Genomic DNA, 15,476 nt, shown 5'->3' on the forward strand with positions numbered 1-15,476 from the left:
TATACTTTCTAGATAAAAACCATCTATCAGCGCGATAGATGGTTTTTGTGTTTCTATTTACGGCACTTACTTGCCAATGCAAAACTTACTGAATATGTTATCCAAGAGGTCTTCCGTGCTTACTTGTCCCGTAATCTCTCCTAAATGATGGAGTGCCTGCCTTATGTCCATCGCTAGAAAGTCTGAGGTAATCGGGTTATCAATTCCGTACAAAACCTTTTCCAGCGATGCCTGCGTTTTAAGAAGCGCCTCTACATGCCGAATATTGGTTACCATTACATCATCTACATTAATATTTCGGAGACTTACCTGATTTAAGAGCTCTTCTTTCAGCGCCTCTACCCCATCTCCACTTTTAGCTGATATAAATACCGGGTTAAGCGGCTCGTATTCGGCTAACGCATCGGGTGATAACAGATCCTTTTTATTGATGACCAGAACAAAAGGCGTTCTCAGTAAAATCAGATCCGCCACCTGAATGGAAACCTCTTCAAATGCATCATCAACCGGATCTACCAAATAAATAACCAATCGGGCCTTTTTCATTTTCTCGCGCGTACGTTCCACCCCTTTCGCTTCAATAATATCTTCCGTATCCCGAATGCCAGCCGTATCGATAAAACGGAAGCTTACTCCTTGAATGTTGATTTCATCCTCAATGGTATCCCGCGTTGTACCGGCAATATCAGACACAATCGCTCTTTCTTCGTTTAGCAAAGCATTCAACAGCGTGGATTTACCCACATTTGGTTTACCGGCAATAACGATCGGAACGCCATTCTTTAGCACATTACCTTGCTCAAACGATAAAATAAGTCGGTGTAACACTTTAATGATCTCCAGGATGAGATCCTTGAGTTGACTGCGGTTTGCAAATTCGACATCTTCCTCTGAAAAATCGAGCTCCAGCTCAATCATAGAAGCAAAATGAATCAGCTGTTCCCGTAATTGTTTTAATTCATTGGAGAAGCCACCACGCATTTGCTGCATTGCAACTTGATGTGAAGCGGCCGAATTAGAAGCAATCAAATCTGCCACAGCCTCCGCCTGTGATAGATCCATTCCTCCATGCAAAAAAGCTCTAAGTGTAAATTCCCCCGGTTTTGCAGCACGGGCACCTTTTCTTATAAAAAGCTTAATAATGCTTTCTACAATATACTTGGAACCATGCGTAGAAACCTCTACTACATTTTCTCTCGTATAAGAATGGGGTGCAATAAAAATAGAAACCAGCACTTCATCTAAAATTTTCCCATCCTCGTCGCGGATGGTTCCAAAATGCACTGTATGGCTTGCTTGTTTGCTTAAATCTTTTCCCTTAAAGACGCCGTTTACTATTTCAATTGCTTGTGGTCCCGACAAACGGATAACGGCAATGGCACCGCTTCCTGTGGGTGTCGCAAGTGCAACAATTGTGTCAGCACTTTCGGCTTCCATGCTTATTATTGACATACACAAAGATACTTATTTGTTAGGAGATAATTTCTAGCGATGAATTTAAATATCATTGCTCATAACCTCCTATCAAAATGTACGCCATCTTTTATTTAACAGGGATTTTAACTATTCCTCCTCGCTTTGTCCATACGGATCATTGCACCAAAGTCGAGCTGTTTTTCCATTGCTTCTACCGTTAAGGCAATCCGTTTGGTACGCGTTGCTTCCGTTTTGGCTTCATTGATCCATTTGATAAAGTAATGCTGGTGCGACTTTGCCAGGGATAGAAATTGGTTGATCCAAGTCTCCTCCTCACAAAGGCATAACTCAAGATCTTCGGGTATTTCCATTTTGAAGTCGGTATCCTCTTCCAGCTCCAGTTGGATGATATCGCTTTCTTCTTTACGTATTTTTTTTCGCAGCGATGCCCTTAATGCTAAAATAAAATTGCCCTCACCCATGGGGGTAAGGGCTAATCCTTGCACAGGCTCTTGATCGATCTTCCCTCTTACACGAAAACTCTTTCGATAGTCTGATTTTAACTGCTCTGCAAGCGCTCGCGGAATTTCGATGTAAGACCAGCCGCTCTTTTCGCCTTTGCTGCTAAATTTTAGTATCTCAGCTTGGAAAACAATCATAACATTCTACACTCAATCTACTAATTCACTTTATCTTTTGTTGTTTTTTCTACCAGATCACCGTCTTTCAAGGTTTTGCTGATGGCATTGAACGGCCGTATTACTACTTCCTGCCCCTCTTTCAGTCCTGATAAGATACGGATATAAGCATCGTCCTGAATACCGGTAGTTACCTCGACTTGTTTCACCTTGGTTGTGGCCGGATCATAAACAAATACATATTCCTTTACATTCGATTTAAATCCATCGTCTTTTTTAGCGTCATTGGCCGTGCTGTCCTTCTTCGCGGTTGCATCTTCGCGCGTTGTTACCGCTTGGATAGGAACGGCTAAACCGGTATCTTTTTCCGTCAAGATATCAACTGTAGCCGACAATCCCGGTCTAAAAGGAGATGGATTGGGCCGGTTCGGTTTTAACAAATCTTCGTACGACTCCGGTAAGATTCGAACTTTCACCGTAAAATTCGTTACCTGATCCGTGTTGGAAGTGGTTGTGGTAGAGGAAGAAGACAAGGCATTTGCTGACGAAGAGCTTGCAATCTCCGTTACAATGCCCTTAAATTTTCTGCCTCGGAATGCATCGATTTCGATGGTAGCTTCATTGTTCAACGAAACCCGGTTGATGTCACTTTCATTTACATCCACGTTCACTTCCATTGAACTCATGTTAGCAATGCGCATAATCTCGGTTCCCGCCATCTGCGCAGTTCCTACCACGCGCTCTCCCTGCTCAGCCCCCAACCAGGAGATAACGCCATCTACCGGTGCATAAATGGTCGTTCTCGCCAAATTATCGCCCGCCTCTTTCACCGCTGCTTGCGATTGGTCGATTCCGTAACGAGAGCCAATTACATTCTGCCGTTGTGCTTCTACACTCGCGAGGGCACTTTCGTAGTCGGTTCTGGCTTTATCAAATTCCGCGGCCGAAATTACTTTCCGATTGTAAAGCTGTTGCGTCCGTTTAAAAGTAGCTTCCATAATATTTAAGGAAGCTTCGGATTGCTTCAATTGTTGTTGTGCAGAAGCTAATGCAGCACGTTGTGAATTTAAAGAAGCAACGGCTTTGTCATACCCTGATTGTAAGATGTCCGGCTTAATACGACATAAAATTTGTCCTTTCGTCACCACTTCTCCCTCCTTCACATTCAGCTCCACAATTTCTCCGGACACTTCCGAGCTCAGCTTTACTTCTTTTTCAGGCTGTACCTTGCCACTAGCCGATACCGTTTCCTGAACCGTCCGCTTCTCCGCTTTCTCGGTGGCAATCAATTCTTTCTTTGGCCCACCGATCCAGCCCATCTTGCCGGCTATAACCACCAGGATAAGCAAAACAACTGCACCAATGATGATATATTTAAGTGTACCTTTTTTCTTCTTCGCCATGGTTTATTTTGATGTTATGATAAATATAATAGCCCATTAATTATTAAAGGTGATGGGGCGACCTAAATAAAAGTCAATCACCTTGCTTCTAAAAATAAAGTCGTATCGTGCTTGAATAAAATCAAATTCAGCTTTATTCTTGGCAGTTTGTTGTGTGGATAGCTCTACCGCATTTGCCAAACCTACATCGTAACGCTGTTTCAACACCTCAAAAGCATCCGAAGCCGATTTAAAATTTTCTTGCGTAGAGTAATACTTCTTCTCAGCCGTTCTTAGATCCAATACCGCCTGATTAACCACTTTATTCAGGTTGTTCTTCGCTAAGCGTTCATCATTCACCGCACTTTCGTAAGAAATCTTGGCTTTTCTTAAGGTGATGTTTCTTCTGTAATTGTCAAAAATGGGAATACTTAATTGTGCAAAAACGTTTGTATTCTTGTTACGATCCAGTTGCCTGCCTAAACTAACGGGTGTAACTATTATCTGGTCCCCAACAATATGCCTGTCACCTGCCTGCGATGAATAGTTCGTCCCATAACCAGCTCCAATGGATAATTGCGGATAAAAACCTCCTTTGGCGATGTCTATGTTTTTTAATGCCACCAATGTATTATATTCCGCCACCTTAATATCGGGATATTGTTGCACGGCCTCTTGATAAATGTCTTCTGCTACATAGCTGGAAACCAATTTTGCTACATCCGGCAAGGGCGGTTTTTCCAGGGCAATATCATTTACCGGGTTCATTTCCATTAACTGTTTCAGATCCAGGATGGATAAATCGTAAGCATTTTGCGCGGTAACCAGGTTTAATTCATCGGTGGCTAATTGGCTCTTCGCTTGGGATAAGTCGGCCAGCGTCTTATTACCTACTTCATAATTATATTTCTGCGCTTCTAATTGCTCGGTCGATAATGCCACCTGTTGCTTAGCAGCCGTAGCCATATCCTTATTACTTAAGGCTTCCAAGTATTTGGTTACCACCTGTAGTACCAGATCATTTTTTACTTTATCGACATTGGTTTGATTGGACAGCAATTGGTATTTATTCGCTTTAATCTGGTTTACTTTTTGAAAACCACCAAACAGCAGCATATTACCCGTTACACTCGCACCTGCTTGTGTAACTGATGTATTAATCAAGGTTCCGGCAGTCTGGTCAAAACTTAAACCCCAATTCTTAGACCCTTGTACGGTACCACTAACCGATGGGTAAAGGTCCATCTTCGCCTGCAACACATCCTCTTCACTCAGCGAGCTTTGAAAGACAGCCTGTTTAACCTGTAAATTATTACGTAAAGCCTGATCTAGAGCTTCTCGGATGGTAATGGTTTTCTGCGCGCTGGCGGAAACGGAGATGGCACATGCAATTAGTACTGAGCTGCCATATTTAAAATATTTCATTGCGGGTTTACGTTGTATCATCTAGTAAATTTTTCTCAACTTCTTATTAATGTATTTAATTGTTTTACCTTCGCCCTAAACAAATCACTGCGCCGTAAAATGAATATTGTCAAATCACCTTTATGGTTACGCTTACTTCTACCTAAACTCACCTGGAATCGCAATCGGAAAGAAAAGCATATTTATTTAACCTTTGACGACGGACCCATACCTGATGTTACACCAGAGGTATTAAATATCTTAAAAAAATATAACATTCAAGCTACCTTCTTTTGCGTTGGCGAAAACATTATTAAACATCCTGAAATTTTTGAGCAAGTCAAGCTTCAAGGCCATCGAGTAGGCAATCACACCTATAACCATTTAAAAGGCTGGCAAACACCTTTAGCTACTTATTTGGAAAATGTAGAGAAATGCCAACAGCTTACCCAAACGAATCTATTTCGTCCTCCTTATGGTAAGTGCACCCTTCCACAGTTCAAAAAACTAAGAGATACATACGAAATCATCATGTGGGATGTGATAACCTACGACTTTGATCACAAATTGAGCCCCGAAGCCTGTTACCAAAATGCCATACAGCATGTTACCAACGGTTCTATCGTCGTATTTCACGACAATATAAAAGCTGTACCGCGCTTACTTTACGCCCTCCCAAAAGCCATTGACTATTGGCTGGATAAGGGTTATGAATTTAAGCTTTTGTAGTGATAGTTAAGTGGTTGAGTAGTTGAGTAGTTGAGTGGTTAAGTAGTTAAGTGGTTGAGTGGTTAAGTAGTTAAGTAGGAAATTAGCCGATTATTCGTAAGTGTTTGCTTTTTTTGGTACTCATGAGCTCCCTACGGTCGGTTAGACAATGTGATAATAGGTGGTTTGTGCAAGCCTAATGCTTACTGCTTATAGCTTATTGCCTAAAGCCTACTTATGGCTTATCGCCTAAATCCTTTAATAAAATCTTGTGTCCTGATACCTTTGTCTTATGTCTGGGTTAAGTTGAATAGTTAAATCGTTGAGTAGTTGAGTAAGGAATTAACTTATGTGATAATGGGCGTTCATCATTCATCATTCATCATTCATCATTCATCATTCATCACTCGTTATCCCCCCTACTCAATCGTGGTAGATGCCCGTGTTATACTATGAGCACTAAAATACCCTAAAGCGCCATTGCTAAAGTTTGATTTCGGATTGGCGGGTGCGGCAGAGCCCGGGTTGTTCGACTGAATGCCGTTGAAATAGGTATAAACAGCTTGATCGATGCAATGCTGCTCCACCTCTACATAATCGCCCACAGCTAAATCCAGGTCTTCATGATATAAATTTCTTTGCACCTTCTTGCCGTCATTAAACTTATCATTATAAGCAAAAACGAAGTTCGAGGGTTTTCCATTCACGGCAACCAGGTACCGATAATAATTCTTCTCGCCGGGCGGGTCCTGATATACAACCCCCACCGTTTTCTCCTCGTCGCCAAAAAAGCTATCGGTCACCGTCCCGATGGAGTCAATGGCAATAGGCGCAGGCATCGTTGAACTAGCCATATATTGCTCATTCTCAAAGTCGACTGTCAATCTATAAGTCCGGCCTGGATTCGCCTGATAGTTGTTTATTCGATATTGTCCCGGGCTCACCTCTGTAAAGGTACGCTCCGCGGACGTTCCTTCTTCTTGGATTTTCACAACGGCACCGGACTGCGGGTTATTGGTACTGTTTGATGAGAAGGGTACCGTTTTGGATATATAAACATAATGCGTTGTTTCGGTATTCGACACCCCGCCTTCTATCACCAACACCTGATCAGCTTCTTTTAATTCAATATCAATCACTTCTTCACAGGAACTTAAACCAAAAAGAATCATTGAAACAGTTAAAATATTTATATACAATTGCTTATTTAAAAAAGAAAGGGATTTTTTCATAGTTATCATCCTTAAAATTTAAAATTCCACGTTACTGAAGGTATAATACCAAACAAGGCCACTTTATAGGCTTCCGTAACATTCGGGTCATTTTCATTTTCCCTAAAATCAATAATATAAGCGTTTTTCCGGTTATAGGCATTATAGAGACCAAAGGTCCAGCTCGACTTAAAACGTTTTCCGGGTTTCGATTCCAGCGTCGCCCCTAAATCCAAGCGGTGATAATCCGGCATACGATAACCATTTCGCTCCGTATAGTACCAAGTGGATTTACCACCGATACTATATTTTCCACTTGGGAAGGTAACGGCATTACCCGTGTAATATACAAAGGTTCCGGAGAAACTCCAACGATCGGAAAATTTGTACATACCCACAATCGCAATATTGTGGATACGGTCTTGGCGGGCAGCAAACCAATTACCATTGTTGATTTCATCAAATCTTCTTTTACTTCGGGATAATGTATAGCTAACCCACCCATTCAAGCGGCCCGTTCTTTTCTTCATAAAAAGTTCCAGTCCGTAAGACTTACCCACACCATATACCAATTCCGCTTCTACATGCGCGTTTGCCTGTAAATCAGCAGCATTTTTATAATCGATCTGATTTTGCATATCCTTGTAGTACACCTCCGCAGAAAATTCGTACTGATCATCATTAAAATTCCGATAATACCCCAAGGCACCCTGATCCGCTATTTGGGGCTTTATATTGTTACTGCTCAATACCCAGGCATCCGTCGGTAACGATGAGGTTGTATTCGTGAGCTGATGTAAGTTTTGTGTATTGCGGTTATAGGAAGCTTTCACGCTGCTATTCTCATTGAGCATATAGTTGACGGAAAATCGCGGTTCCGGATTAATGTAGCTCTTTACCAATTTACCACTTCCATAAATATCGGTTTGAATAATATCACCTTCTGAATCATAAGTATTAAATTCACCGGGCCCCATTAATAAGAAGGAATTCAATCGCAAGCCATAAATAAAGCTGAGCCGATTACTAGGTTTCCATTCATGCGAGAGGTACGCCGCCAGCTCATAGCCTTGCCTATTTTCAATTCGCAACGAATTGATATCCGATTCTTCCGAGGCGTCGATACCCGCCGGTGAGATTTCCTGCCGCATTAGGTTTAATCCGAAACGTAGATTGCTGCGACTACTTGAAAAGTAATGAAAATCCTGTTTCAAGTTCAAATTCTGTATACGCGAGTTGATTTTCAAATCATTGTTATCGGTATACACGCCCACATTATACTTAAAGTCGCTGTAAATAAATGAGGTGTTTGAGAAAAGTCGGCTATTGAAGACATGGTTCCACCGTAAGGTTCCGGTAGCATTTCCCCAATCGAAATCGAAGTCGTTTGCATAGCCCAGCACGTCCTTTCCGAAATAACCTGAAAGATAGAGTGTATTGTTTTGATCAAGCTGATAATTGGCTTTTAAGTTCAAATCATAAAAATACAGAACGCTGCTGTTTACCGAAGTGTCCGAAGAAAGCTTCAGAAATAAATCAGCGTAGGTACGCCTACCGCTTAACATAAAAGACCCCTTGCCCTTCTTTATGGGGCCCTCCACCTTTAATCGAGAAGCAATTAGGCCGATGCCGCCATCCATACCGAAACGTTGATTATTACCATCCAGCATATTGACGTCCAGTACCGACGCCAAGCGCCCACCGTATTGCGCAGGCATTCCACCCTTATACAGGTTAACATCTTTGATCGCATCGGAGTTAAAGGTAGAGAAGAAGCCCATCAAATGGGATGCATTATAAACCATGGCTTCATCAAGTAAAATCAAATTTTGATCGGTTGTTCCTCCCCGCACAAAAAAACCGCTATTCCCTTCGCCCGCACTTAACACTCCCGGGAGCAATTGAATGGTTTTTAACACGTCGCGTTCCCCAAACAATACGGGCACATTATTCACTTCCTTAATGCTAATTTTGTTGACACCCATTTGCGGGCTTTCGATTTGCTCCCTACTCGAAACGGCATTGATTTCGACTGTTTCGAGTTGATTAGCCGGCTCCAGTGAAAAATCCAGGCGGAGATCCCCGCTTAATTCAACCGCTCGTTCTTGCATGGTATAGCCTACCGAGGATACCTGAATGGTGTACCTTCCTTTTGCCAGGCTTAATGAGTAAAAGCCATACGAATTGGCGCTAACACCGGAAGCGTTCTCTTTCACCTTGATGCTGGCGCCGATCAATGTCTCACCACTGGAAGCGTCTCTCACGGTGCCACTAAGCGTTATTTGTTGGGCGAAGGAAAAGGAAAAGAAATAGAGAGAAATAGTAATTGATAAAATAAAAGCTTTCAAGGCCTTGCGTTTAATATGAATTTATGAGCTTTTTTGCGTGCACTTTATTCCACTAGACGCAGGGCACTTTAAAATGTTACAAATAAATTACAAATTTATTGTGCGTATTAAAAGGCATATCCAATCGAAATGGAGCCAAACTGATGGGCAGTGGCATTACTTTTAACTTCTTTGGTATTAAACTGGAGATGCGCGTCGATCGTTACGTGACGATGCGCATAAGTGAAGCCAACAATTTGACTAAGCATCCAAGGCTTAATGCCAAAGGTAACAGGTCCTTTGTCATCCAGTAACATCCCTCCCTGTATGCTCGCATCGTATAATCGGTAAAACAGCATTGGCCGATAGTAAAAGTAACGCTCTTTATTGACAACCTCGCCTTTTTGAAATAACCGACTCCCGTTATAAGCAGACGCGTACAAAGCGTTCAATTTGCCAAGCCGCAATACCGGGCCCGCACCGATAAAACTTTGATTTAAGCCCAGAGACATGCTTGATTGAAGCTGCAGATCCATTTTACCGGAGGTACTTCGTAGTAGCAGTCGACTATACTTCGCCCGCAAATCCAGTGTTACATGATCGCGCAATTGATACTCCCAACCGCTGATTTCATAAAAGCCGAACAGATTGTGAAAACCTTCCTGTAGCGCCTCGCCAAAAGCACCTTTACCATATAAGCCCACTTCTGCACCAAGGTTTAAGCTCGATTCGTCCCGATAGAACCATGCCTTGTTCACCCGTCCATATAAATAGGCGGTAAAAGGCCTGTCCATCAATACCAACTCGCTGAAACCGTTATATGCATTATATAGTTTATGGCCTATCGCTATTCCCCAGATCTTCTTCTTAGCACTCGCAGCACTAAAATCCTTGTCGACTAATTGACGATAGCTAAAGGATATTCCGTTAGTATAGTATTGGTCCTGATTAATGAACAAATAGGCATCGTTATCACTATGAATAGACAATTCATGTAACAGTTCAGTCTGCGCACGTCCTTTATACGCAATTAAACATAAAAAAATACACACGCCCATCAATAGGACTTGCGTATGGCTGATCGATCGTAAGCTCATGAAGAAGAGCCAAACTTATACAAATTGAAAATATCAGTCAAGGTGAATGAAACAAAGTTGTTAATGAATCCTTAAATATGACAAAACAACTTCAATTTTCCGGAGATTTTTATATCTTGCGCAAAAACGTTTTAACAGTTAACCACAGTAAACGAATCAGAACTAAAGAACAACAAAAACATTAAGAAAAAACAAATGAAGAAGATTTCACTAAGTATCTGTGCCTGTTTATTCCTGGCTACAGCTACCTTTGCGCAAAAGCCAAATGCCTTAAGCTCTAAAGAAAAGAAAGATGGATGGGTGCTTCTATTTGATGGAAAGTCCACTACAGGATGGCACACCTATCAAAAAGACAAGGCCACTGCCGCATGGTCTGTCAAAGACGGTGCCTTAGTTTTCGATCCAACCGTTGATAAGGCGGAAAAAGGCGATTTGGTAACCGACGCCGAATATGAAAATTACGATCTGACCTTGGAGTGGAAAATAAGTGACGGCGGAAACAGTGGTGTTATATTTGGTATCCATGAAGATCCAAAATATGGTGCAACTTACCAAACAGGAATAGAAATGCAAGTATTGGATAACATCAATGCGGGTGATCGCTTTATTCCCAATCACTTAGCAGGTTCATTATACGATTTAATCGGAGGACCTGACGTTTCCAAACCAAAGCCGGTTGGCGAATGGAACCAAGCGCGTATTCTGTATAATCAAGGAGAAATTACTTTGTGGTTAAACGGGGTACAAACTGCTCATGTCAAAAAAGGTTCTGAAGAATGGAATCAATTGATTGCCAAAAGTAAATTCCACGATTGGGAAGGATTTGCCAAGTATCCTAAAGGAAAAATTGCCTTACAGGATCATGGGAATGTCGTCTCTTTCAGAAACATCAAAATCAAGCAGTTATAACAGGGATTACCTTCGGTGAATCCCTGTTGGTCAGCTTCGCCTTTAACATATAGATGAAGGTGTTTAGATTAAAAGAACGATTTTTTTTGTCACTTTCTTCCGCTGACCACGAAGTAGCTTGAATGCCTTTAAAAACGAACGAGTGATGAAAAAAGTAACCAAAACCGACCGTAGGGAGCTCATGAGTACCAAAAATGGACAGAACGCGAATAAACTCATCGCTTGGAACTTTGCTTTAAAGGTAGTGCCTCAACGTAACGTGCAAACCGCAAATTTCCTAGGCGATATTTCAGCAGAACGGAAGGCTTCTACTTTTAACCCGACGTATTAGCCTTAGCTTAGTACTATAGACTTGTGCGTCGGAAGAACGGCCTTGGAGGATACCGAAGCAACGAGCAGTATAGCATTTGCACACCTGTTCATCTTGCAGCACACAAGCGGATTGAGGAAGTGAAACGGCTCCAATACGCGCCACGAATGCTTTGCCATCGGTTGCGAGGTAGCCTACACAGCCTTGATCTTTTGTAACTTTTGGATCAAACCAAAAGTTAAATGCCTTTAAAAACTAACGAGTGATGAAAAAAGTTGATTAAAAAAATCGTTCCTTTTATAAGCGTAAAATTCTTGACAATTATAATTAGCTTATACGCTTCTTAAATAAAATTTGTAACTTGTTTGGCCACCTTACCTTGTGTTCGGTGGCCAATCTTTTAAACACCCTATTATGAACAATTCTTCTGCGGGATTACGCTTTAAAGAAGCGATGGAAAAGAATAGACCTTTACAGATTGCCGGCGCTATTAACGCCAATCATGCTTTATTGGCTACACAAGCTGGTTTTCAGGCATTGTATTTATCAGGAGGTGGTGTAGCTGCAGGTTCTTTAGGCATTCCTGACTTAGGAATCACCAACCTCGAAGATATCTTAATTGATGTCAATCGGATTACCAATGTTACCGACACGCCCTTGTTGGTGGATGTGGATACGGGGTTTGGACCTTCGGCCTTTAATGTTGCCCGTACGGTAAAGTCCTTGATTAAGGCCGGCGCGGCTGCCCTTCATATCGAAGATCAGGTAGGAGCCAAACGCTGCGGCCATCGCCCAGGTAAGGAAGTCGTGAGTACAGACGAAATGGTCGATCGGATAAAAGCGGCCGTAGATGCGCGGACTGATCCCAACTTCCTGATCGGTGCACGCACGGATGCGCTTGCGACAGAAGGAATTGAAAGAACACTAGATCGAGTAAATAAGTACCAAGAGGCCGGGGCCGACTTTATTTTTGCAGAGGCTGTACACGAAATCCGGCTATACGCAGAATTCGCCAAAGCGAGCGGTTTGCCTATATTAGCCAATATAACCGAATTTGGTATGACACCCTTATGGACAGTTGCTGAATTGCATGCCGCCGGTGTTCGTCTTATTCTTTACCCCTTATCCGCTTTTCGGGCGGCCAATAAAGCGGCCTTAAAAGTGTATACACATTTGCTGCAGGATGGTTCGCAGCAAGCGGTCATAGCAGATATGCAAACACGGGAGGAACTTTATCAAAGTATTGGATATTATGATTTCGAGACGAAACTTGATAAGCTATTCAAAAAGACATGAAGAGCTGTAATTTTGGCTGAGACAGCATTATCGTCACCTATAAACATGAAAAACCCATAATTATGACAACAGAAGAGAACCAACCATTTAAACCAAAAAAGTCAGTTGCCTTATCAGGCGTCCTAGCGGGAAATACAGCCTTATCCACCGTCGGACGAAGCGGTAATGATCTCCACTATCGGGGATACGACATTTTAGATCTCGCAGAGGGTGCCTCTTTTGAAGAGGTCGCTCATCTGCTCATCCATGAAAAATTGCCAAATGCCGCAGAACTTAATATCTACAAGGCGAAATTAAAAGCCTTGCGTGGCTTGCCCATTATTGCAAAAAATGTATTGGAACAGATTCCCGCTGCGGCACACCCGATGGATATCCTCCGTACGTACACTTCTCTTTTAGGCACCATATCGCCCGAAAAAGACGATCATAACATCTCGGGTGCTCGAGATATCGCCGACAAACTAATGGCCTCCTACCCTTCTGCGTTGCTGTATTGGTACCACTATTCGCACAACAGCAAACGCATCGAGGTGGAAACGAATGACGACAGTATTGGCGCACACTTTTTACATCTCTTACACGGAAAAGAACCGAGCGAATCATGGATTAAGGCAATGCAGATTTCTTTAAATCTCTACGCCGAGCACGAGTTTAATGCTTCAACCTTCACCGGCCGGGTTATCACGGGTACCGGTTCGGATATTTATTCGGCCATTACGGGAAGCATTGGTGCTTTACGTGGTCAAAAACACGGAGGTGCCAATGAAGTGGCGTATGACATACAAAGTAGGTATCCCAATGAAGAAGAAGCGGCAAGAGATATTGAAGCTCGACTGGAACAAAAAGAAGTGATCATCGGCTTCGGTCATCCCGTGTACACCATTGCCGATCCACGCAATATTGTTATTAAGAAAGTAGCCAAATCGCTATCGGAAGAAGTTGGCGATCTCAAACTGTATAAGATAGCGGAGCGAATCGAAACCCTGATGTGGGAAAAGAAAAAAATGTTTCCCAACCTCGATTGGTTCTCTGCCGTCTCTTATCATATTATGGGCGTCCCTACTTTGTTTTTCACGCCCTTATTTGTTATTTCAAGAGTGAGTGGTTGGAGCGCCCACATTATTGAACAACGGTTGGACGGTAAAATCATCCGCCCCAGCGCCAATTATATCGGACCGGAAAACAGAGCCTTTGTGCCACTTGATAAACGGTAAGGTTAGTTGTTAGTTGTTAGTTGTTAGTTGTTAGTTGTTAGTAAAATTTACTTTTTACTTTTTACTTTTTACTTTTTACTTTTTACTTTTTACTTTTTACTTTAAAAAATGCACCATTCTAACATACGTCCACCTGTAGATCAAGTCATTACTGACATGGTTAACTATGTCTTTGATTATAAAATCACGAGTGATCTTGCTGTTCAAACAGCCTATCATTGTTTTCTAGACACGCTGGGATGTGGCTTTGAAGCCCTCACTTATCCGGCCTGTACTAAACTTTTGGGCCCTATTGTAAAAGGCACCATCGTTCCGAATGGGGCAAAGGTACCTGGTACTCCTTATCAACTAGATCCCGTGCAAGCAGCTTTTAATATCGGAACGATTATTAGGTGGCTCGATTTCAACGATACTTGGCTGGCAGCTGAATGGGGCCATCCCTCTGACAACCTGGGTGCTATCTTAGCGGTCGCCGACTGGTTAAGCCGGGAGTCCATTGCGACGGGCAAATCGCCTTTTACCATCAAAGATGTATTGCATGCCATGATTAAGGCCCATGAAATACAGGGCATTATCGCCTTGGAGAACTCCTTTAACAAAGTAGGACTAGATCACGTGGTCTTAGTAAAATTGGCGTCTACTGCTGTTGTCGGCCATCTATTAGGTTTAAGTCGTGAAGAACTTACAAACGCCATTTCACTGGTTTTTGTAGACGGCCAATCCTTGCGTACCTATCGCCATGCACCTAACACCGGGAGTCGAAAATCATGGGCAGCCGGTGATGCTACCTCACGCGCAGTCCGTTTGGCATTGATCGCCCGCACGGGCGAGATGGGCTATCCCTCGGCGTTGACTGCCAAAACCTGGGGTTTCTACGATGTTTTGTTTAAGGGACAAGCCTTTAAGTTTCAGCGAGCATATGGAAGTTATGTAATGGAAAATGTCTTATTTAAGATTTCTTACCCGGCAGAATTTCACGCACAGACGGCAGTGGAAGCAGCCATGACACTTTTTCGGAAGCTACAAGCGGCCGGAAAAACAGCTGACGATATTGAAAAGGTCCAAATCCGCACGCATGAAGCGGCGATTCGTATTATCGATAAATCGGGCCCTTTACACAATCCGGCCGACCGTGATCATTGCTTACAATATATGATTGCCATTCCGCTTTTATTTGGAAGATTGACGGCAGCAGACTATGAAGATGACATCGCATTCGATCCAAGGATAGACGCGCTCCGTGAGAAAATGAGCACACTAGAGGATCCTCAATTTACAAAAGACTACCACGACCCGAATAAACGTTCGATCGCCAATGCCTTGACAATTACCTGTAAAGACGGCATGGTATTTGGCGAGGAAGTTGTTGAATATCCAATTGGACATAAACGGCGACGAGAAGAGGGAATCCCCCTGTTAATTGCAAAGTATAAAACAAACTTAGCGCGAATCTTTGCGAAGAAGCAGCAAGATAAAATTCTTGAAGAATCACTCAATCTGGAAAAATTAGTTGATATACCTGTCTCCGGTTTTGTGGATTTAATTACGTTTTAATTCGTCGCCT

At 42.5% G+C, this 15,476-nt stretch carries 13 protein-coding genes; 6 read left to right on the forward strand and 7 right to left on the reverse strand.

The window, feature by feature from the left end; translation table 11 throughout:
* Positions 1-66: 66 nt before the first annotated feature.
* From mnmE to FKG96_RS17810, 4 genes are all read right to left on the reverse strand, one after another.
* The gene (gene mnmE / locus FKG96_RS17795; protein ID WP_149105734.1) at positions 67-1,452 is read right to left on the reverse strand and encodes a tRNA uridine-5-carboxymethylaminomethyl(34) synthesis GTPase MnmE; all 1,386 of its coding nucleotides are present in this window, start codon (positions 1,450-1,452) and stop codon (positions 67-69) included.
* Between the two features lie 107 nt (positions 1,453-1,559).
* Positions 1,560-2,075: a YdeI/OmpD-associated family protein gene (locus tag FKG96_RS17800; RefSeq protein WP_149105735.1), complete on the reverse strand. Its 516-nt coding sequence runs from the start codon at positions 2,073-2,075 to the stop codon at positions 1,560-1,562.
* Between the two features lie 20 nt (positions 2,076-2,095).
* A complete protein-coding gene (locus FKG96_RS17805; RefSeq protein WP_013667383.1) occupies positions 2,096-3,457 on the reverse strand; it encodes an efflux RND transporter periplasmic adaptor subunit in 1,362 nt (453 codons plus the stop codon).
* Between the two features lie 36 nt (positions 3,458-3,493).
* Positions 3,494-4,882, reverse strand: a complete 1,389-nt coding sequence (locus FKG96_RS17810; RefSeq protein ID WP_246860297.1) for a TolC family protein — start codon at positions 4,880-4,882, stop codon at positions 3,494-3,496.
* 78 nt (positions 4,883-4,960) lie between these two features.
* On the opposite strand from FKG96_RS17810, the gene FKG96_RS17815 reads away from it, so the two are divergent.
* Positions 4,961-5,569, forward strand: a complete 609-nt coding sequence (locus tag FKG96_RS17815) for a polysaccharide deacetylase family protein (RefSeq protein ID WP_130855550.1) — start codon at positions 4,961-4,963, stop codon at positions 5,567-5,569.
* A 398-nt stretch (positions 5,570-5,967) separates the two neighbouring features.
* Here FKG96_RS17815 and FKG96_RS17820 read toward each other — a convergent pair whose 3' ends face one another.
* From FKG96_RS17820 to FKG96_RS17830, 3 genes are all read right to left on the reverse strand, one after another.
* Positions 5,968-6,780 carry a DUF4249 domain-containing protein gene (locus FKG96_RS17820; protein WP_165446943.1) on the reverse strand — a complete coding sequence of 271 codons (813 nt, stop codon included), beginning with the start codon at positions 6,778-6,780 and terminating at the stop codon, positions 5,968-5,970.
* Positions 6,781-6,791: 11 nt separating this feature from the next.
* Positions 6,792-9,107 carry a TonB-dependent receptor gene (locus tag FKG96_RS17825; RefSeq protein ID WP_130855548.1) on the reverse strand — a complete coding sequence of 772 codons (2,316 nt, stop codon included), beginning with the start codon at positions 9,105-9,107 and terminating at the stop codon, positions 6,792-6,794.
* 107 nt (positions 9,108-9,214) lie between these two features.
* The gene (locus tag FKG96_RS17830; RefSeq protein WP_130855547.1) at positions 9,215-10,183 is read right to left on the reverse strand and encodes a lipid A deacylase LpxR family protein; all 969 of its coding nucleotides are present in this window, start codon (positions 10,181-10,183) and stop codon (positions 9,215-9,217) included.
* A 195-nt stretch (positions 10,184-10,378) separates the two neighbouring features.
* Between FKG96_RS17830 and FKG96_RS17835 the strand changes: the two genes are divergently transcribed.
* The 5 genes from FKG96_RS17835 (at position 10,379) to FKG96_RS17855 (ending at position 15,466) form a co-directional block, all read left to right on the forward strand.
* Positions 10,379-11,092 (forward strand): DUF1080 domain-containing protein, encoded by a 714-nt coding sequence (locus FKG96_RS17835; RefSeq protein ID WP_013667389.1) that lies wholly within the window; start codon positions 10,379-10,381, stop codon positions 11,090-11,092.
* Positions 11,093-11,237: 145 nt separating this feature from the next.
* Complete coding sequence (locus FKG96_RS17840; RefSeq protein WP_130855546.1) at positions 11,238-11,423, forward strand: hypothetical protein; 186 nt, start codon at positions 11,238-11,240, stop codon at positions 11,421-11,423.
* Between the two features lie 393 nt (positions 11,424-11,816).
* A complete protein-coding gene (prpB, locus tag FKG96_RS17845) occupies positions 11,817-12,698 on the forward strand; it encodes a methylisocitrate lyase (RefSeq protein WP_130855545.1) in 882 nt (293 codons plus the stop codon).
* 62 nt (positions 12,699-12,760) lie between these two features.
* Positions 12,761-13,912, forward strand: coding sequence for a 2-methylcitrate synthase (gene prpC / locus FKG96_RS17850; RefSeq protein ID WP_130855544.1), 1,152 nt, complete (start codon positions 12,761-12,763; stop codon positions 13,910-13,912).
* Between the two features lie 108 nt (positions 13,913-14,020).
* A complete protein-coding gene (locus FKG96_RS17855; protein WP_130855543.1) occupies positions 14,021-15,466 on the forward strand; it encodes a bifunctional 2-methylcitrate dehydratase/aconitate hydratase in 1,446 nt (481 codons plus the stop codon).
* Positions 15,467-15,476: the final 10 nt, after the last annotated feature.

Origin of the sequence: Olivibacter sp. LS-1 (genome assembly GCF_008245145.1) — a bacterium.
GTDB classification, from domain to species: Bacteria; Bacteroidota; Bacteroidia; order Sphingobacteriales; family Sphingobacteriaceae; genus Olivibacter; species Olivibacter oleidegradans.

Coding starts and splice junctions, on each gene's coding strand:
- FKG96_RS17820 (WP_165446943.1), bottom strand. CDS start 6,780: ATGAAAAAATCCCTTTCTTTTTTAAATAAGCAATTGTATATAAATATT.
- prpC (WP_130855544.1), top strand. CDS start 12,761: ATGACAACAGAAGAGAACCAACCATTTAAACCAAAAAAGTCAGTTGCC.
- FKG96_RS17800 (WP_149105735.1), bottom strand. CDS start 2,075: ATGATTGTTTTCCAAGCTGAGATACTAAAATTTAGCAGCAAAGGCGAA.
- FKG96_RS17835 (WP_013667389.1), top strand. CDS start 10,379: ATGAAGAAGATTTCACTAAGTATCTGTGCCTGTTTATTCCTGGCTACA.
- FKG96_RS17815 (WP_130855550.1), top strand. CDS start 4,961: ATGAATATTGTCAAATCACCTTTATGGTTACGCTTACTTCTACCTAAA.
- FKG96_RS17855 (WP_130855543.1), top strand. CDS start 14,021: ATGCACCATTCTAACATACGTCCACCTGTAGATCAAGTCATTACTGAC.
- FKG96_RS17810 (WP_246860297.1), bottom strand. CDS start 4,882: ATGATACAACGTAAACCCGCAATGAAATATTTTAAATATGGCAGCTCA.
- prpB (WP_130855545.1), top strand. CDS start 11,817: ATGAACAATTCTTCTGCGGGATTACGCTTTAAAGAAGCGATGGAAAAG.
- FKG96_RS17840 (WP_130855546.1), top strand. CDS start 11,238: ATGAAAAAAGTAACCAAAACCGACCGTAGGGAGCTCATGAGTACCAAA.
- FKG96_RS17830 (WP_130855547.1), bottom strand. CDS start 10,183: ATGAGCTTACGATCGATCAGCCATACGCAAGTCCTATTGATGGGCGTG.
- mnmE (WP_149105734.1), bottom strand. CDS start 1,452: ATGTCAATAATAAGCATGGAAGCCGAAAGTGCTGACACAATTGTTGCA.
- FKG96_RS17805 (WP_013667383.1), bottom strand. CDS start 3,457: ATGGCGAAGAAGAAAAAAGGTACACTTAAATATATCATCATTGGTGCA.